The following is a 17,282-nucleotide window of genomic DNA, read 5'->3' as shown; positions in this document are numbered from 1 at the left end:
CTGCAATGGCGAGGAGAGTGGACGATGACGATCGAGCGACGGGCGGGCAAGGACGAACTCGGCCGGGCCATCTCAGAGCGGCTGATCACCGAAATCATTGCTGCACAACGTGAGCGAGGCGTCGCACACATCGTGCTGACCGGCGGCTCCATGGGTGGTCTCGCACTGCGTTCGCTGCCGGCGGCACAGGGCATCGACTGGTCCAAGGTTCACTTCTGGTGGGGTGACGAGCGGTTCGTCGCGTCCGGCGACCCCGACCGCAACGACGTGGAGGCGGACCGTGCGGCACTCGATGCGTTGCCCGTGCCGGAGGAGAACGTCCACCGCGTGTCCGGCCCGGACCGGGTCGCCTCGGCCGAAGAGAGTGCCGCGGCATACTCCGATGCGCTGCGCGCGCCGAAGCCGGGAGATGGCGTCTTCGACGTGGTGATGCTGGGCATGGGTCCCGACGGTCACGTGGCCTCGTTGTTCCCGCACCACCCGGGTCAGCGCGCCGACGACGCCATCGCCGTCGCCGTCCACGAGTCCCCGAAGCCGCCGCCGGACCGGGTGTCGCTCACCTTCGAGTGCCTGAACCGCAGCCGGCAGGTGTGGCTCCTGGTCGCCGGCGCGGAGAAGGCGGACGCCGTCGCCGCCGCTCACGCCGCCGGCGCCGACCGCTGGGACGTGCCGGCGGCCGGCGTGCACGGTCGGCAGCAGACCATCTGGTGGCTCGACGACGCTGCGGCCGCGAAGCTGAGTCCCGCCGGCTGACTCCTCGGGTGGTCCCCGCCCGACGAGGAGTGCCACCATGAATGGCATGGATGACCAGGCGATCCACGACCACATCAGCGAACTCATCGCGTCCGAGCACGAGCTGCGCCGCAAGCTGAGCACGGGCGAGATCACCGCGCCGCAGGAGCATGCGCAACTGCGCGAGGCAGAGGTCCAGTTGGACCGGCTGTGGGACCTGCTGCGGCAGCGGCAGGCGCGACGGGAGTTCGACCAGGATCCCGCCGAAGCGGTCGAACGTCCGGCGGACGTGGTGGAGAACTACCGGGAGTGAGTCCTGGCGGTCAGCTCGGCGCAGTTGCCGGCCGCCGGCCGACCGGCCAGCCGGTCCTCGGTCCAGCTGATGAGCTGGCCCAGCAGCGGGGCGCTGCCGCGCAGGACATCGCTGTGGTTGCGTCCGGGATACTCCCGGTAGTCCAGCCGCTGACCGTGCGCGCACAACGACCGCGCATAGTCACGCTGCATGCTGGCCAAAATCAGCGGGTCCGCGCCGCCCTGGGCGATGAGCAGCGGGATCTTGCCGACGCCGGTCGGAGTGTTCTGCCGCAGTCTCCTCCCCAGCGCCCCGTCGTCCGGCGACCTGGTGAGCAACGGGGGCACCAGCCCTCGGTCGGCCGCGTCCAGCACCACCGGCACGGCGGCGGAGTTGCACAGCCCGGCCAGCTCGTCGACCAGGTCGCCCGCTGCCGGGGTGACATAGTCCTGCAGGCGGACGTCCGGGTATGCCGCGGCATATGCGGTGAGCACGTAGGACACCAGCAGTGTGCCGCCCCGCAGGCCGTTGAGCCGACGGGTGATCGCCGGCATATCGCTCGTGGGTGAGACGGCGGCCACACCCGCCAGCGGCACATCGGGTGCGTAGGCCGGCTGGATCTGACCGGTCCACAGTGCCGCACCCCCGCCTTGTGAATGCCCCCAGACCACCGTTCGGTCCGACGCCGACACGGCACGGAAGCGGCGTGTCGCGCGGACCGCGTCGAGCATCGCCCGCCCTTCGCCCTGGCCGATGAGATAGGGCTGCGGGCCCGCCGTCCCCATCCCGATGTAGTCCGGCGCCACCAGCAGCCAGTGCTTGCGCACGAGCTGATCCAGCTCCTGCCGGATGCCCGTACCGAACGGTTGGGACATCAGGCTGGGTGCGCAGGACCGGTCGTAACCCGAGGTGCCGTGCGCCCAGGCGACGACCGGGCGAGGACCGGGTGGCGCGTCCTTGCCGACCAGGACGATGGCGCTGCCCAAGGCGGGTTCGCCGTCACCGCGCGTCGTGGTGTAGAGGATACGCCAGGCACGCGCCGTCTCCGGGACACCCTGTGCGAACGGCTGACTGCGCACGATCCGGCCGGGTCGGGCGGGCACGGAGGCCGGCGCCTCGTAGAACGCGTCGGTGCCTGGTGATGCCTCATGCACCGACCGGCCGACGACGACGCCGGCCACCACCACCGCGATGACCGCGACCGCGGCGATGACCGCGAGAACGCGCCGAGGTGCGGACCCGGACCAGCGATTCACCTGCATGGTCCCTCTGTAACACGAGTCGGCACGCCCCGCCTGCGGGGTATGCCCGGCGTGCCGCGCACGATCGCCGTCGACGCGCGAGCTCAGTGCTTCTCACCCGGCGGGGGACCCTGGACGACCAGCGTGCTCATCACCTTGTCCGAGAACGTCTGCCGCTTGTTGTCCCACAACGGCCACAGGTAACCGATGTAGCAGGCGATGCCGTCCAGGAAGTGTGCGAGGTCGCGCACGAACGCCATCCCGGTGCCGATCGGCCGACCAGTCGTCTCGCTGATCAGCGAGATGCCCAGCGCCTTCTTGCCGATCGACTGTCCCTTGCCGCCCTTGACCCAGCGGTTCCAGATCTGCAGCGCCACGACAGCCAGGAAGCCGAGGATGGTGAGAATGAATCCCCACGGTGACGGAGAGCCGGTGGTCACCGTCTGGCAGAAGCCGGACGTGTCACACTCGGTGGTCGTGCTCGTCGAACTGCCGATGATGATGACCGCGACGACGAACAGCACGTATGCCGGAAGCAACACCAGCGCGTCGATGAGATACGCCCCGACCCGCTGGCCCCAGTTGGCCAGGGGCGGTCCGTAACTGCTCACCTGGTACGAAGTCGACGGCATCGGGGCGCCGTGGGCCGGAAGGCCGCCGTACGGCTGTTGCCCGTACTGCGGGGTGGAATACGGATCGTTGCTGCTCATGAGGTCCCCTCGAGGTCGGGCGGCGGGTGTGTGGATGCAGACGTGACGCCAGCGCGCGGCGCGCGGTTCCACCGTTCAGCCGATCAACTCGCGCACCGGCCCCTCGTGGATGGCGAGGTAGACGGTGTCGCGCAGCCGATTGGCCTCTGCAGCAGTCAGCGTCCGGCCGATCGCGCGCAACGTGAGCCGCACCAGCGCATTGACCTGTCCCGCGCGCAGCCCGAGCCGGACCCGTGCGCCCTCCGGCAGATCGTCGTACGCCGTCACCGCCAGCAGTTCGACCGCCTCCAGATCGGCAGCACGGTCGCCGAGTGCAGACCGCACCCGATCGCCCACCACTTCCTCGTCGATGCCCCAGGAGAACACGACCGACAGATCCCGACGCGCCGGTGGCATCAGCGAAACGGGTCGGTACGGCGACAGGTCCAGCATCTGCGCCGCCACTCGCGGATCCGTTGCCCGCAACAACCGGATGTCCGGAATCCGCTTGCGCAGCATGAGGGCACGATCCAAGCCGAGGCCGGCGGCCACGCCCGTCCAGCGGGCCGACGGCAGCCCGACCGCGTCGAGCAGCCAGGGTGCGATCAGCCCACCCTCGGCGAGTTCGAGCCACTCCCCCCGCGCTGCGTCCCAGACGTCCAGCTGGCGTCCGTCGAGGGTGTAGCTGTGGTGGGAGGCGGTCACCCGCCACCGGCAACCGGGCAGCACCGCCCGCGCCACAGCGCTCAACTGCTCCACCACGTCCTCGACTGTCCGCGGGCGTCCGCTCGTCACCCCCCACAGGTCCAGCTGATGTGGTTCGCCCGTGTGCGTCCGGTCGATCGCGTCGCGGCGGTAGGCGAGTCCGGCGGCGGCATACACCACGTCGCTGGTGCCATCGTGCGAGGCCAACGTCGGCGGGAGCATCGCGCTGGTGTGACTGCGCAGCATCACCGTCGGACTCACGTAACGCGAATACCGTTCATTCCGAGTCACATCCGACCGGTCGTAACCCAGTGCATCGTAGTTCCCGGCGATCGACACCAGCGGGCTCTGCCGTACGCTGCGCACCGGCCCGGCACCGAGCGGGGTGACCGCCCGGATGATGTCATCGCTCATCAGTTGCAGGGCATGCGGTCCGCACTCCGGATCGGTCAGATCGCGCAGGTCGAGCGCCGCGCGCAGTTCGGCACTGCTCAGGTAGGAAGTCATCGAAAGTCCTTGCTCGTCGGTCGTATCGGGTGACGGTGTCTCCTCGACCGGTGCCGCGGACCTCAGCTGCGCATGCGAGCGAGCCCACGACCGAACGCCGGTCGAGGGCACCGAAATCGCCGAATGCGCCGCATGTCCGCACAGTAGAGCGCTGCACGCCGCCGGCGCCACCGAATATGACGACTTTTGTCAACCGATTGGTTGACAACGACCATGGTCGTCGTCACACTCGACGTATTCAACCTTCCGGTTGAGCACGAGAGGCAGGACGACGATGGATCAGCTCTCCGAGGTCTTCGCAGCGTTGGCCGACCCGACGCGGCGCGACATGGTCGCCCGACTGACCGAGGCCGACGCCACGGTCGGCGAGCTGGCGGCGCCGTACGACGTGTCCGTACAGGCCGTGTCCAAGCACCTGAAGGTCCTCGAGGGCGCCGGACTGGTCACCCGCACCAAGGACGCGCAACGGCGGCCGGTCCACTTGGAGGCAGAGGTCTTCGACCTGATGACCAGATGGATCGAGCGCTATCAGCGCCGGGCGGAGCAGCGCTACCAGCGGCTGGACGCGCTGCTCGACGAGATGAACGACCGCGACCAACCCGTCACGAGAGGCAATGCATCATGAACACGTCCACCTTCTCCGAAGCAGTCATCGAGGCGGACGACGAGGTCCCGGTCATCCATACGACCCGGGACTTCCACGCGACGCCGGAGCAGCTGCTCCGGGCACACACCGACCCCGACCTCTACGCGCGCTGGGTCGGGCCGAACGGCATCTCGACCCGGATCGACTACTGGGACGCCCGTACCGGCGGCAACTGGCGCTTCGTCAACGAGCACAACGGTGAGGAGTTTTGCTTCCACGGCTGCTTCCACGAGGTCAGCGACACCCGCATCGTGCAGACATTCACCTGGGAAGCCATGCCCGACGGAGTCTCGCTGGAGACGCTGACCTTCGAGGACCTCGGCGACGGACGCACTCGGCTGCACGCCCGGTCGCTGGTCGACTCCTTCGAGGCCCGCGACGGCTGGCTGGCCAGCGGCATGGAGGTGGGCATCAACGACGGCTACGCCAAACTCGATGCCCTGCTGAGCGAGGGAGTCGTGCTGTGAGGGCCTCGCGAGAGCACGGGGACGAGGACCGGGGTCCCCGCGAAGTATCGGAGGAGCGGAGCGAGGGAGAACTTCGCGGGGTGGTCAGGCCGTGCCTCTGGTTCCACGACAACGCCGAGGAGGCGATGCACTTCTACGTCGACCTCTTCCCGGACTCGCGCATCGACGGGATCGACCGCTACCCGGACGAGTCGCTGGACGAGCACTTCGCGGGTATGGCGGGCAAGGTGATCAACGGCCGGTTCACCCTGAACGGCATGGACTTCGTCTGCCTCGATGGCGGCCCGGCGTTCACGTTCAACGAATCGATCTCGTTCACCGTCGCGTGTGCGGACCAAACGGAGATCGATCACTACTGGGCGGCACTGTCCGCAGTGCCCGACGCCGAACAGTGCGGTTGGTGCAAGGACAAGTACGGCCTGAGCTGGCAGATCCTACCGGCGCAGCTGCACGAGCTGCTGACCGGTCCGGCGGCGGTGCAGGCTCTGCTGGCGATGCGCAAGATCAGCATCGCCGACCTGCAAGCGGCCGGTCGTTGACCGGCTAGCGGATGAGGCCGCGTTGGCGCAGGGTGTCCAATGCTTCGTCCAGGATGACCGCACCCTCCTCGTCGGAGCGTCGCTCCTTCACGTAGGCGAGGTGGGTCTTGTAGGGCTCGGCGCGCGGCGGCGCGGGCGGGTTGGCCTGGTCCTGGCCGGCCGGGAACCCGCACCGCGGGCAGTCCCACGTGTCGGGAACGGCCAGGCCCGGCTCCTGCGCGAAGCTCGGGCGGGTCTCGTGGCCGTTGGAGCACCAGTAGGAGACGACCACCCTCGGTGCCGCCTCGCCGCGCTCTGCCTCACCCATCGGGCCGGCACCGACGCGACTACCTCGAATTGCATTGCCACCGGCCACGATTGCTCCTTGACAGCGTCGAACTGGGGTTGGTCGAAAAGATGATGGTCGAGATGGCTTACTGGAAGCGCGCGACCAGGCCGAGACCGACGATCGCCGCCAGCCAGATGATGCTGGCGATGATCGTCAACCGGTTGAGGTTGCGCTCCGCGATCGACGAGCCACCCAGGCTGCTGCTGACACCGCCACCGAACATGTCGGACAGTCCCCCGCCCTTGCCCTTGTGCATCAGAATCAGCAGCACAAGGAACAATCCGCTGATGACCACGACCGCCTGGAGTGCGATGCGCATGCCGTCCACGCTGGAGTCTCACCTTCACGTCGAGAGAACTGAAGTGGCACTCGGGAGCGCCTCGGACAAGATTACACGCCGCACCGGTCGGCTCAGCCCGCGATGGTGCCCTGGTGCGCCTTGAACCGGCAGATCGCGGCGAACTCGGCCGGATCGAGCGATGCACCGCCGACCAATGCGCCGTCGACGTCGTCACGCGCCATGATCGAGGCGACGTTGCCGGACTTGACGGAGCCGCCGTAGAGGAACCGCACCTGATCGGCGACATCCCCGTTGTGCAGCTCGGCGACGGTGTTGCGCAGCGCGGCGCACGCCTCCTGCGCGTCGTCCGGGGTGGCTACCTCACCGGTGCCGATGGCCCAGATCGGTTCGTAGGCCACCACCAGCGTGGCGACGTCCGCCGCGGCGATCCCCTCGAGGGCGGCGGTCAGCTGGGCGACGATGTGCTCGACCTGGCGCCCCTCCTTGCGCACCTCGATCGGTTCTCCGACGCACAGGATCGGCGTCAGCTCGTGCCGCAGGGCTGCTTTCACCTTCGCATTGACCGTCTCGTCGTTCTCGTGGTGGATCGTCCGGCGCTCACTGTGCCCGACGATCACGTAGGTGCAGCCCAGCTTGGCCAGGAACTCCCCGGAGATGTCTCCCGTGTAGGCGCCGGCGTCGTACGGCGAGAGGTCCTGCGCACCCAGCTGGAGCTTCAACCGGTCTCCGTCGATGAGGGTCTGCACCGATCGCAGATCGGTGAACGGCGGAATGACCGCGACCTCGGTCTCGTCGTGGTCGTGCCGCTTGTCCTTCAGCGTCCAGTCCAGCTTCTGCACCACCACGGTGGCCCGCTGGTGGTCCAGGTTCATCTTCCAGTTGCCCGCGATGAGCGGGACACGGCCGGCCGGAGCGTCCTTCGTGTGAGCCACTGCTCAGTCCTCCAACGCATTCAGGCCGGGCAGGGCCTTGCCCTCCAGGAACTCCAAACTCGCGCCGCCGCCCGTGGAGATGTGACCGAAGTCGTCATCGGCGAAGCCCAGCTGACGCACCGCCGCGGCCGAGTCGCCGCCGCCGACCACGGTCAGCGCGCCGTCGCGGGTTGCGTCGACCAGGGCCTGTGCGACGACCTTGGTGCCCTCGGCATACGGGCTCATCTCGAACGCGCCCATCGGACCGTTCCAGAAGACGGTGCGCGCGCCGCGGACCGCGTCGGCGAAGGCCCTCGCCGACTCGGGTCCGATGTCGAGTCCCATCCGGTCAGCCGGGATCCCGTCGGCCGGGACGATCTCGTGGTCCGCGTCGGCGGAGAACCCGGTGGCTGCGACGACATCGGTCGGCAGCACGATCTGCACGCCGCGCTTCTCGGCGTCGGCGAGGTAGCCCTTCACCCGGTCGACCTGGTCCTGCTCCAGCAGGCTCGTGCCGACCTGGTGGCCCTGCGCGGCGAGGAAGGTGAAGACCATGCCACCGCCGATGAGCAGCAGATCGGCCTTGCCGAGCAGGTTCTCGATGACGCCCAGCTTGTCGCTGACCTTGGCGCCTCCGAGCACCACGGCATACGGGCGCTGCGGCGACTCGGTGAGCCGGTGCAGCACGCCGACCTCGGCTTCGACGAGCCCGCCGGCCGCATGCGGCAAGCGTTCGGCGATGTCGTAGACGCTGGCCTGCTTGCGGTGCACCACACCGAAGCCGTCGGAGACGTAGGCGTCGGCGAGGTGGCTGAGCTGGTCGGCGAACGCGCCGCGCTCCGCGTCGTCCTTGCTGGTCTCCCCCGCGTTGAAGCGCAGGTTCTCCAACAGCGCCACCTCGCCCTTGTGCAGCTTGTCGACGGTGGCATCGGCGGACTCGCCGACCGTGTCGGTCGCGAAAAGCACGGGGAATCCGAGGAGTTGGGACAACCGGTCGGCGACCGGGCGCAAGGAGAACTTCGGGTCGGGCACGCCCTTCGGGCGGCCCAGGTGTGCGCACACGACGACCCGGGCGCCCGCGTCGGCGAGCCGCTTGATCGTCGGCACGGAGGCACGGATCCGCCCGTCGTCGGTGACCTCCCCCGCGTCGTTCAACGGGACGTTGAGGTCGCTGCGGACCAGCACCGTCTTGCCGGCCAGGCTGCCCAGGTCGTCGATCGTGCGCATGGTGCTCAGAGGCTCGCGCCGACGAGCTGCACGAGGTCGGCGAGGCGGTTGGAGTAGCCCCACTCGTTGTCGTACCAGCCGACAACCTTGACCTGGTTGCCGATGACCTTGGTCAGGCCGGAGTCGAAGATGCAGGACGCCGGATCGGTGACGATGTCCGAGGAGACGATCGGGTCCTCGGTGTAGCGCAGGATCCTGCCGTCCGCAGCCTGCCGCACCGCGGCGTTGACCTCTTCGGCCGTCGTCTCGCGGCTCGCTTCGAAGGTCAGGTCGGTGGCCGAGCCGGTCGGGGTCGGCACCCGCAGGGCGTAACCGTCGAGCTTGCCCTTGAGCTCCGGCAGGACCAGGCCGATGGCCTTGGCCGCGCCGGTGGACGTCGGGACGATGTTGATCGCCGCGGCGCGGGCGCGACGCGGGTCCTTGTGCGGTCCGTCCTGGAGGTTCTGGTCCTGGGTGTAGGCGTGGATGGTGGTCATCAGGCCCTTGACGATGCCGAACTCGTCGTGGAGGACCTTGGCCATCGGACCGAGGCAGTTGGTGGTGCACGAGGCGTTCGAGATGATCGTGTGCTTCGTGGCGTCGTAGTCGCCGTCGTTGACGCCCATCACGATCGTGATGTCCTCGTTCTTGGCGGGTGCCGAGATGATGACCTTCTGGGCGCCGCCCTCGACGTGCACCTTGGCCTTCTCCGCGTCGGTGAAGATGCCGGTGGACTCCACCACGATGTCGGCGCCGAGGTCACCCCAGGGCAGCTGGGCGGGGTCGCGCTCGGCGAACGCCTTGAACGTGGTGTCGCCGGCGGTGATGTCGGTGTCGGTGGAGCTGACGTCGCCCGGGAATCGGCCCAGGATCGAGTCGTACTTCAGCAGGCGGGCCAGGGAGGCGTTGTCGGTCAGGTCGTTGACGCCGACGATCTCGATGTCGGCACCGGACGCCACAACGGCCCGGAAGAAGTTGCGGCCGATGCGGCCGAAGCCATTGATTCCCACGCGGACGGTCACGGGCGACTCATCCCTTTCTGTTGGTCAGGTGATGTGCGTCTGAGGCGGTGCCGGAGCGGGCACCCACCGGATCGACACCACCGACCCTATTTGATGGCGCCCGGCCGCCGGAACGGGTCTCGCCGTACGGTCCCTACTGATCGAGCATGTCGGCAGCCAGCGCGGCCTCGGTGTTGGGTATGCCGAGCTCCGCCGCACGTTTGTCGGCCATCGCGAGCAGGCGACGGATGCGGCCGGCCACCGCGTCCTTGGTCATCGGCGGGTCGGCCTTCTGGCCCAGTTCCTCGAGGCTGGCCTCCTTGTGTTCCAACCGCAGGCGCCCCGCCTCGGCGAGGTGGTCGGGAACCTCGTCGGCCAGGATCTCCAGTGCACGACCGACCCGGGTGCCTGCGGCGACGGCCGCCTCCACCGAACGTCGCAGGTTGGCGTCGTCGAAGTTGGCCAGCCGGTTGGCGGTCGCGCGGACCTCGGGGCGCATCCGCCGCTCCTCCCAGGCCATGAAGGCGTCGGTGGCGCCCAGACGGGTCAGCATCACCCCGATGGCATCGCCGTCACGGATGACGACGCGGTCGACGCCGCGCACGTCGCGCGCCTTGGACTGCACACCCAACCGGCGCGCGGCACCCACCAGGGCAAGGGCGGCCTCCTGGCCGGGGCAGGTGATCTCCAGCGACGACGAGCGTCCCGGCTCGGTCAGCGAACCGTGCGCCAGGAACGCACCGCGCCACGCGGCCTCGGAGTCACACACCGCACCGTTGACCACTCGCGGCGGCAGGCCACGGACCGGCCGGCCGCGATGATCGATCAGACCGGTCTGCCGGGCCAGCGCCTCGCCGTCCTGCGCCACCCGCACGATGTAGCGGCTCCCGCGGCGCAGCCCGCCGCCGCTCATCACCAGGACCTGCGGCGTCTGGCTGTAGAGGTCGGCGATGGCCTGACGCAACCGCCGCGCCGCCGCCGCGGTGTCGAGTTCGGCCTCGATGACGATCCGACCGCCGATGATGTGCAGGCCGCCCGCGAACCGCAGCATGGCCGAGATCTCCGCCTTGCGGCAGCAGGTTTTGGTGACCACATGTCTGCTGAGTTCGTCCTTGACGGCTGCGGTCATCGACATGTCGTTTCAGTTCCTCAGATCTTCCGGCGGTGCGTTTCCGCGGTCCCCGCGAAGTGTCGCAGCGAGGTGAGAGCGGAGAACTTCGTGGGGTTTCCTCATGCTACGTGTCATCGCGACACGGGGCAGTCACTCCACCACATCACGATAGGCCGCCGCCAACCGGAGCGTGTCGTGTGCGCCTGGTTGGTCCGCGTCGGCCACATCGGCGAAAACCACTTCCGCGCCAAGCGATTGAGCGGTGGACCGTAGCTGATCGCCGTCGTCCGTGACGACGGACGGGTCGGCCAGCACCACGTCGAGATGCAGCTCCGGCGCGTGCGCAGCGAGTACCTCGAGGTGGTCGGACGCACTGAAACCGATGGTCTCGCCGGTGTTCATCACCATGTTGAGCGTGAGCATCCGCTTGGCCGTCGTGTGCACCAGTGCCTCGCGCAGATCCGGCACGAGCAGATGGGGCATCACCGAGGTGAACCACGAACCCGGGCCGAGGATCACCCAGTCGGCGTCGTAGACCGCGTCGACAGCCTCCTGGCAGGCCAGCGGCGGGTCCGGGTTGAGTCGCACACCGAGCACCCGTCCGGGCGTCGTGGCGACCTCCACCTGTCCGAGGATGTCGGTCACCGCGTCCGGGGCGTCGGGATCGGCACCGAGCACACTCGCCTCGATCCGCAGCGGCTCGGCCGCCATCGGCAGGACCCGGCCGCGGGCACCGAGCAGCCGGCCCACCAGGTCGAGGCCCGCGATCGGGTCACCCAGCAGGTCCCACAGGGAGGCGATGATCAGGTTGCCCAGGGCATGCCCGCCCAGCGGTCCGCCGCCCGCGAACCGGTGCTGCAGGGCGTCGGCCCACTGCAGCCCCCATTCGGAGTTGTCGCACAGCGCCGCCAGCGCCATTCGCAGGTCGCCGGGTGGCAGGATGTCGAACTCCTCGCGCAGGCGTCCGCTGGAGCCACCGTCGTCCGCGACGGTGACGATGGCAGTGATCTTGTCGGTGACCAGTCGCCGCGCTTGTCGGCCCGCTCAGCGCCCGTGGCCCCCCCCGAGTGCGGCGACGGCCGGACGCCCCATTACTCGCGCCCCAGGTCGCGGTGCACGACCAGTGATTTCACGTCGCGGGAGTCGAGCCGATCGGCCAGTGCCTCGGCCATGGCCACCGAACGATGCTTGCCGCCGGTGCATCCCACGGCGAGCGTCACGTAGCTGCGCCCCTCGCGCAGGTAACCGGCGGTCATCGGCTCCAGCAGGCTGAGGGTGCGGTCGAGGAACTCCTTGGCACCGGGCTGGGCCAGCACGTAGTCCGCGACGATCGACTCCTGCCCGGTGTGCGGGCGCAACTGAGGATTCCAGAACGGGTTGGGCAGGAAGCGCATGTCGAAGACGAGATCGGCGTCCAGCGGGATGCCGTACTTGAAGCCGAACGACATGACCGCGATGCGCAGCGCCGGGCCCTCGTCGCCACCGACGAACTCGCGCACCTTGCTGCTGAGCTGGTGGACGTTGAGGCCGCTGGTGTCGATCAGGATGTCGGCCGTGGCGCGCAGGTCGCGCAGCGCTTCGCGCTCCTGCTGTATGCCGTCCAGCAGCCGTCCTTCGTCCTGCAACGGGTGCGGACGGCGCACCGACTCGAAGCGCCGGACCAGTGCTTCGTCGGTGGCGTCCATGAAGATGACCGTCGGGCGCCAACCTTCGTCACGCAGATGGTCCAGGCCCTCCCGGAAGTCGGTGAAGAACTCCCGCGATCGCACGTCGACGACGGCGGCCAGTTTGGGCATGCCCTCGTGGTGGTCGGCGCCCTGCTTGGCCAGCAGGTCCGCCATCGCGACCAACAGTTGCGGCGGCAGGTTGTCGATGACGTACCAGCCGCGGTCCTCCAGCACATTGGCCGCCGTGGTGCGGCCGGCGCCGCTCATGCCGGTGACAACGATGAGCTCCGGCGCCTGGTCCGGGGCCTGCTCCACCTCGGTCATCGGGTCGTCTCCTTCTCGTCGAGCGGGTCATCGAGCGGGTCATCGAGCGTGTGATCGAGCGGGTCGGGTGCATCGGGCGGCGGATCGAGCACCTCACCGGTCGTCAGATTGACCGCCGGGGTGCTGGTGGCGTCTCGCAGCTGTGAGTGCACCGTAGCGGCGAGCGCGGGTCCGATGCCTTTGACTGCTTCGATCTGTTCGACGCTGGCGGCGCGCAGTCTCTTGACCGAGCCGAATTCCCGCAGCAGTGCCTTGCGGCGTACGGCGCCCAGCCCGGGTATGTCGTCCAGGACCGAGCGGGTCATCGCCTTGGACCGGCGCTGCCGGTGGAAGGTGATGGCGAAACGGTGTGCTTCGTCGCGGACGCGCTGCAGCAGGTAGAGGCCATCGCTGGTGCGCGGCAGGATCACCGGGAAGTCGTCGTCAGGCAGCCAGACCTCCTCGAGCCGCTTGGCCAGGCCCACGACCGCGACGTCGTCGATGCCCAGTGCCTCGAGGGCGCGGGACGCGGCATCGACCTGTGGTTTGCCGCCGTCGACGACGACGAGCTGCGGCGGGTAGGCGAATCTCCGCGGTCTGCCGGTGGTCTCGTCGATCGGGCCTCGGCTCGGGGCCGCCGACTCGGTGCCGCCGCTGTCTTCGGCGTCGCTGTCGTCGCCACCGTCCGTGTCGTCCAACTCGATGTCGCCCGCGCTGTCGCGATCGTCGAGGTAGTGCCGGAACCGCCGGGTGAGGATCTCGTCCATCGCCGCGGTGTCGTCCAGCCGGACCGAACCGTCCGGCTGCGGGGTGCCGCGCACGATGAAGCGGCGGTATTCGCCCTTGCGTGGCAGGCCGTCCTCGAAGACGACCATCGAGGCCACGACGTTGGTGCCCTGAACGTGGCTCACGTCGAAGCACTCGATGCGCAGCGGCGCCTGCTGCAGCTCGAGAGCATCCTGCAGGTCCTGCAGCGCCTGGCCGCGCGCGGTCAGGTCACCGGCCCGGGCGACCTTGTGCCGGCCGAGCGCCTGCTTGGCGTTGCGGTTGACCGTCTCCATCAACGTGCGTTTGTCGCCGCGCTGCGGCACGCGCAGCTCGACCCGGGCACCGCGTATCTCCGTCAGCAGATCGGCCATCGCCTCGGGCTCCGGAGGCAGCGCAGGGACGAGGACTTCCCGCGGGACGCCCTCGGGCGATTCGCCCCCATACACCTGGCCGAGCAGTCGTTCGACGACCTCGGCCAGGCCGAGGTCGCCCTCGGACAGTTTGTCGACGACCCAGCCGCGCTGACCCCTGATCCGCCCGCCGCGCACATGGAACACCTGGACGGCGGCCTCCAGCTCGTCGTCCTCGATGCCGAAGACGTCCGCGTCGGTGGCATCCGGCAGGACGACGGCGGAACGTTCGAGCGCCTTCTCCAGGGCGGCGATGTCGTCGCGCCTCCGCGCCGCGGCCTCGAAGTCGAGTTCCGCGCTGGCAGCGCGCATTTCGCGTTCGAGGCGCTTGACGAACCGGCCGGTGTTGCCGGCCATGAAATCGCAGAACTCCTCGGCGATCTCCCGGTGCTCCTCGGCCGTCACCCGGTTGACGCACGGTGCCGAACACTTGTCGATGTAACCCAGCAGACACGGCCGGCCGACCTGCCCGGCACGTTTGAACACACCGCTGCTGCAGGTGCGCAACGGGAAGACCCGCAGCAGTTGATCCAGCGTCTCGCGGATGGCCCACGCGTGGGCATAGGGGCCGAAGTAGCGGGTGCCCTTGCGTTTGGTGCCGCGCATCACCTGGGCGCGCGGGAACTCCTCGCCCATCGTGACCGCGAGATAGGGGTAGGACTTGTCGTCGCGGTACTTGACGTTGAACCGCGGATCGAACTCCTTGATCCAGGAGTATTCGAGCTGCAGGGCCTCGACCTCGTTGCGCACCACGGTCCACTCCACGCTCGCCCCGGTGGTGACCATGGTGCGGGTGCGTGGGTGCAGTGCCGCGATGTCCTGGAAGTAGGAGGACAGCCTGCTGCGCAGCGATTTCGCCTTGCCGACGTAGATGACCCGGCCGTCCTTGTCGCGGAACTTGTAGACCCCGGGGTCGACCGGGATCTCCCCCGGCTTCGGGCGGTAGGTCGACGGATCAGCCACGAGTCCAGTCTAGGAAGTGGCAGCGACAGCCCGGCGTTCGGGAGCGGCCGCAGGAGAAGACTCACGAATGCGCCGGTCCCGGGCCGACCGACCTCAGCCGACGACGACCTGGGTGCCCTTGAGGGTGGCCGTCTTGGGCGTGAGCGGCGTGGTCGCCGGGCCCTGCTTGACCGAACCGTCCTTGGTGCTGAACTCGCTGCCGTGGCACGGGCAGATGATCGTGTCGCCACTGATCTGGGTCACCGGACAACCCTGGTGGGTGCAGATATAGCTGAATGCCTTGAACTCGCCCTTCGTCGGCTGGGTCACCACGGCCTGCAGGTCGTTGTCGATGATGCCGCTGCCGACCGGCACCTTCGAGGCGGCGATCCCCTTGCCCGCACCGGCTCCCCCGGCTGCGGAGGAACCACCACCGGCGGACGACGCAGCGCCGGCGGCACTCGCAGGTGCGGCACCGCCGGAAGCGCCGGAAGAGCCTCCACAGGCGGCGAGTGCGGCCGCTGCGGCGACCGCACCTCCTGCGGCGCCGGCCGAACGCAGCACGGTGCGCCGGTCAGCGCCACTCGAGGTCTTCGCGGAGGTGCCCTGGTCTCGATCAGTCATGGCCACCAGCATGCATTCATTGAATGGTCAACGGGTGACCACCACCTATGGACTTGCTGTGTGATCGGAGCAGACGCCGTGACGTCGGTCACCGCCGTCGCCAGCCGGCCGCTGCACCCCGGTCCTCGTACTGGGCTTCGTGGTGGGCTACTGGGTGTCTGCTATGACGAACCGGCAGCTCGCTTGGCCGGCTTGCTGCTGGTGGCCTTCGCCGTCGCGGCCGGCTTCGCCGGCTTCGACACCGCGGCAGCCGTGCGCTTGCGAGACGACGTCTTGGCTGCCTGGGCCGCCGCCTTCCCACCCGCCTTCCCGGATGCCGCCCGCTTGCCGGCTGTCGACTTCTTTGCCGCCGCCCGGCCGGTGGCGCTGGTGGTCGTGCCGGACTTCTTCGCCGCTGCGAGGGTCTGCGACGGTCGCTCGGCTCGCGTCGACTTGGCCAGCAGCGGTCCCAGGTATCGACCGGTGTAGCTCTCCGGCACCGCCGCGACGTCCTGGGGGGTGCCGGTCGCCACGACCGTGCCGCCGCGGTGGCCGCCCTCCGGGCCCATGTCGATGATCCAGTCGGCCGACTTGATCACGTCGAGGTTGTGTTCGATCACGATGACGGTGTTGCCCTTGTCGACCAGCCCCTGCAGCACGCCGAGCAGCTTGCGGATGTCCTCGAAGTGCAGCCCCGTCGTCGGCTCGTCGAGCACGTAGATCGTCCGGCCGGTCGAGCGCTTCTGCAGCTCGGCGGCCAGCTTGACCCGCTGTGCCTCGCCACCGGACAGGGTCGGCGCCGGCTGCCCGAGCCGCACATAGCCCAGGCCGACGTCGACCAGGGTGTTCATGTGTCGGGCGATGGCCGGCACCGCCGCGAAGAAGTCCTTGGCCTCCTCGATCGGCATGTCGAGCACGTCGGCGATCGTCTTGCCCTTGAAGTGGACCTCGAGCGTCTCGCGGTTGTAACGCGCGCCGTGGCACACCTCGCACGGGACATAGACGTCCGGCAGGAAGTTCATCTCGATCTTCAGCGTGCCGTCACCGCTGCAGGCCTCGCATCGTCCGCCCTTGACGTTGAACGAGAAGCGGCCCGGCTGGTAGCCACGCACCTTCGCCTCGGTCGTCTCGGCGAACAGCTTGCGGACGTTGTCGAAAACCCCGGTGTAGGTGGCCGGATTGCTGCGAGGCGTGCGGCCGATCGGGCTCTGGTCGACGTGCACGACCTTGTCGAGCTGATCGAGGCCCTCGACCGTGCGGTGCCGTCCGGGAACGTGCCGGGCACCGTTGAGCTGATTGGCGAGCACGTTGTAGAGGATCGAGTTGACCAGGGTCGACTTGCCGGACCCGGACACGCCGGTGACCGCCACCAGGTTGCCCAGCGGTATGGCGACGTCGACGTCCTGCAGATTGTGCTCGCGCGCGCCACGGACCACGATCTCCCGGCCGTCCTGCGGTCGGCGGATCGCCGGGGTGAGGATCTCGCGGCGACCGGACAGGTAGGCCCCGGTGATGGAGTCGGGCTGCTCCAGCAACTCCTGCACCGTGCCGGAGTGCACGACCTTGCCGCCGTGCTCCCCCGCACCGGGGCCGATGTCGACGACCCAGTCGGCGGTCGCGATGGTGTCCTCGTCGTGCTCGACCACGATCAGCGTGTTGCCGAGGTCCCGCAGCCGGGTCAGCGTCTCGATGAGGCGGTGGTTGTCCCGCTGGTGCAACCCGATGGAGGGCTCGTCGAGCACGTAGAGCACGCCGACCAGGCCGGAGCCGATCTGGGTCGCCAACCGGTTGCGCTGTGCCTCACCGCCCGACAGCGTGGCCGAGGGCCGGTCGAGCGAGAGGTAGTCGAGCCCGACGTCGAGCAGGAACCGCAGACGCTCCTGGATCTCCTTCAGCACCCGCTCGGCGATCTG

19 protein-coding genes are annotated in these 17,282 nt (G+C 68.9%); 5 read left to right on the top strand and 14 right to left on the bottom strand.

Going from position 1 to position 17,282, the window contains the following annotated elements; genetic code table 11:
• The first annotated feature begins 24 nt into the window (after positions 1 to 24).
• Positions 25 to 753 carry a 6-phosphogluconolactonase gene (gene pgl, locus ACTHL4_RS11465; protein WP_440282897.1) on the top strand — a complete coding sequence of 243 codons (729 nt, stop codon included), beginning with the start codon at positions 25 to 27 and terminating at the stop codon, positions 751 to 753.
• 37 nt (positions 754 to 790) lie between these two features.
• Positions 791 to 1,045, top strand: a complete 255-nt coding sequence (locus ACTHL4_RS11460) for a DUF2630 family protein (protein WP_440282896.1) — start codon at positions 791 to 793, stop codon at positions 1,043 to 1,045.
• Here ACTHL4_RS11460 and ACTHL4_RS11455 read toward each other — a convergent pair.
• From ACTHL4_RS11455 to srmL, 3 genes are all read right to left on the bottom strand, one after another.
• The gene (locus tag ACTHL4_RS11455; RefSeq protein WP_440282895.1) at positions 1,033 to 2,286 is read right to left on the bottom strand and encodes a lipase family protein; all 1,254 of its coding nucleotides are present in this window, start codon (positions 2,284 to 2,286) and stop codon (positions 1,033 to 1,035) included. The genes ACTHL4_RS11460 and ACTHL4_RS11455 overlap by 13 nt on opposite strands.
• An 83-nt stretch (positions 2,287 to 2,369) precedes the next feature.
• Positions 2,370 to 2,975, bottom strand: a complete 606-nt coding sequence (locus tag ACTHL4_RS11450) for an RDD family protein (RefSeq protein ID WP_440282894.1) — start codon at positions 2,973 to 2,975, stop codon at positions 2,370 to 2,372.
• 75 nt (positions 2,976 to 3,050) lie between these two features.
• Positions 3,051 to 4,166 carry a PheS-related mystery ligase SrmL gene (srmL, locus tag ACTHL4_RS11445; RefSeq protein WP_440282893.1) on the bottom strand — a complete coding sequence of 372 codons (1,116 nt, stop codon included), beginning with the start codon at positions 4,164 to 4,166 and terminating at the stop codon, positions 3,051 to 3,053.
• Positions 4,167 to 4,440: 274 nt separating this feature from the next.
• On the opposite strand from srmL, the gene ACTHL4_RS11440 reads away from it, so the two are divergent.
• The 3 genes from ACTHL4_RS11440 to ACTHL4_RS11430 all read left to right on the top strand — a co-directional run bounded on the left by ACTHL4_RS11440 (position 4,441) and on the right by ACTHL4_RS11430 (position 5,818).
• Complete coding sequence (locus ACTHL4_RS11440) at positions 4,441 to 4,791, top strand: ArsR/SmtB family transcription factor (RefSeq protein ID WP_440282892.1); 351 nt, start codon at positions 4,441 to 4,443, stop codon at positions 4,789 to 4,791.
• Positions 4,788 to 5,279, top strand: coding sequence for an SRPBCC family protein (locus ACTHL4_RS11435; RefSeq protein WP_440282891.1), 492 nt, complete (start codon positions 4,788 to 4,790; stop codon positions 5,277 to 5,279). Before ACTHL4_RS11440 ends, ACTHL4_RS11435 begins: the two co-directional genes overlap by 4 nt.
• 80 nt (positions 5,280 to 5,359) lie before the next feature.
• Positions 5,360 to 5,818, top strand: a complete 459-nt coding sequence (locus tag ACTHL4_RS11430; RefSeq protein WP_440282890.1) for a VOC family protein — start codon at positions 5,360 to 5,362, stop codon at positions 5,816 to 5,818.
• 4 nt (positions 5,819 to 5,822) lie between these two features.
• Here ACTHL4_RS11430 and ACTHL4_RS11425 read toward each other — a convergent pair whose 3' ends face one another.
• From ACTHL4_RS11425 to uvrA, 11 genes are all read right to left on the bottom strand, one after another.
• The gene (locus tag ACTHL4_RS11425) at positions 5,823 to 6,173 is read right to left on the bottom strand and encodes an RNA polymerase-binding protein RbpA (protein ID WP_440282889.1); all 351 of its coding nucleotides are present in this window, start codon (positions 6,171 to 6,173) and stop codon (positions 5,823 to 5,825) included.
• A gap of 58 nt (positions 6,174 to 6,231) precedes the next feature.
• Complete coding sequence (gene secG, locus ACTHL4_RS11420) at positions 6,232 to 6,474, bottom strand: preprotein translocase subunit SecG (RefSeq protein ID WP_440282888.1); 243 nt, start codon at positions 6,472 to 6,474, stop codon at positions 6,232 to 6,234.
• Between the two features lie 83 nt (positions 6,475 to 6,557).
• On the bottom strand, positions 6,558 to 7,379 hold the full coding sequence (gene tpiA, locus ACTHL4_RS11415) for a triose-phosphate isomerase (RefSeq protein WP_440282887.1): 822 nt from the start codon (positions 7,377 to 7,379) through the stop codon (positions 6,558 to 6,560).
• 3 nt (positions 7,380 to 7,382) lie between these two features.
• Positions 7,383 to 8,585, bottom strand: coding sequence for a phosphoglycerate kinase (locus ACTHL4_RS11410; RefSeq protein WP_440282886.1), 1,203 nt, complete (start codon positions 8,583 to 8,585; stop codon positions 7,383 to 7,385).
• Positions 8,586 to 8,590: 5 nt separating this feature from the next.
• A complete protein-coding gene (gap, locus tag ACTHL4_RS11405; protein WP_440282885.1) occupies positions 8,591 to 9,586 on the bottom strand; it encodes a type I glyceraldehyde-3-phosphate dehydrogenase in 996 nt (331 codons plus the stop codon).
• A gap of 133 nt (positions 9,587 to 9,719) precedes the next feature.
• Positions 9,720 to 10,700: a DNA-binding protein WhiA gene (whiA, locus tag ACTHL4_RS11400; protein WP_440282884.1), complete on the bottom strand. Its 981-nt coding sequence runs from the start codon at positions 10,698 to 10,700 to the stop codon at positions 9,720 to 9,722.
• Positions 10,701 to 10,826: 126 nt separating this feature from the next.
• The gene (locus tag ACTHL4_RS11395; RefSeq protein WP_440282912.1) at positions 10,827 to 11,699 is read right to left on the bottom strand and encodes a gluconeogenesis factor YvcK family protein; all 873 of its coding nucleotides are present in this window, start codon (positions 11,697 to 11,699) and stop codon (positions 10,827 to 10,829) included.
• Between the two features lie 68 nt (positions 11,700 to 11,767).
• Positions 11,768 to 12,667, bottom strand: coding sequence for an RNase adapter RapZ (gene rapZ / locus ACTHL4_RS11390; protein WP_440282883.1), 900 nt, complete (start codon positions 12,665 to 12,667; stop codon positions 11,768 to 11,770).
• A complete protein-coding gene (gene uvrC / locus ACTHL4_RS11385; protein ID WP_440282882.1) occupies positions 12,664 to 14,787 on the bottom strand; it encodes an excinuclease ABC subunit UvrC in 2,124 nt (707 codons plus the stop codon). Before uvrC ends, rapZ begins: the two co-directional genes overlap by 4 nt.
• A 93-nt stretch (positions 14,788 to 14,880) precedes the next feature.
• Positions 14,881 to 15,390 (bottom strand): Rieske (2Fe-2S) protein, encoded by a 510-nt coding sequence (locus ACTHL4_RS11380; RefSeq protein ID WP_440282881.1) that lies wholly within the window; start codon positions 15,388 to 15,390, stop codon positions 14,881 to 14,883.
• 161 nt (positions 15,391 to 15,551) lie between these two features.
• Positions 15,552 to 17,282, bottom strand: a 1,731-nt coding sequence (uvrA, locus tag ACTHL4_RS11375; protein ID WP_440282880.1) for an excinuclease ABC subunit UvrA, incomplete at its 5' end; no start/stop codon positions are given.

Origin of the sequence: Flexivirga sp. (genome assembly GCF_051955415.1) — a bacterium.
In the GTDB taxonomy this organism is placed as follows: Bacteria; Actinomycetota; Actinomycetes; order Actinomycetales; family Dermatophilaceae; genus Flexivirga.
The sequence above is the reverse complement of the archived record's forward strand: the minus strand, read 5'-3'. Positions and strand labels throughout refer to the sequence as shown.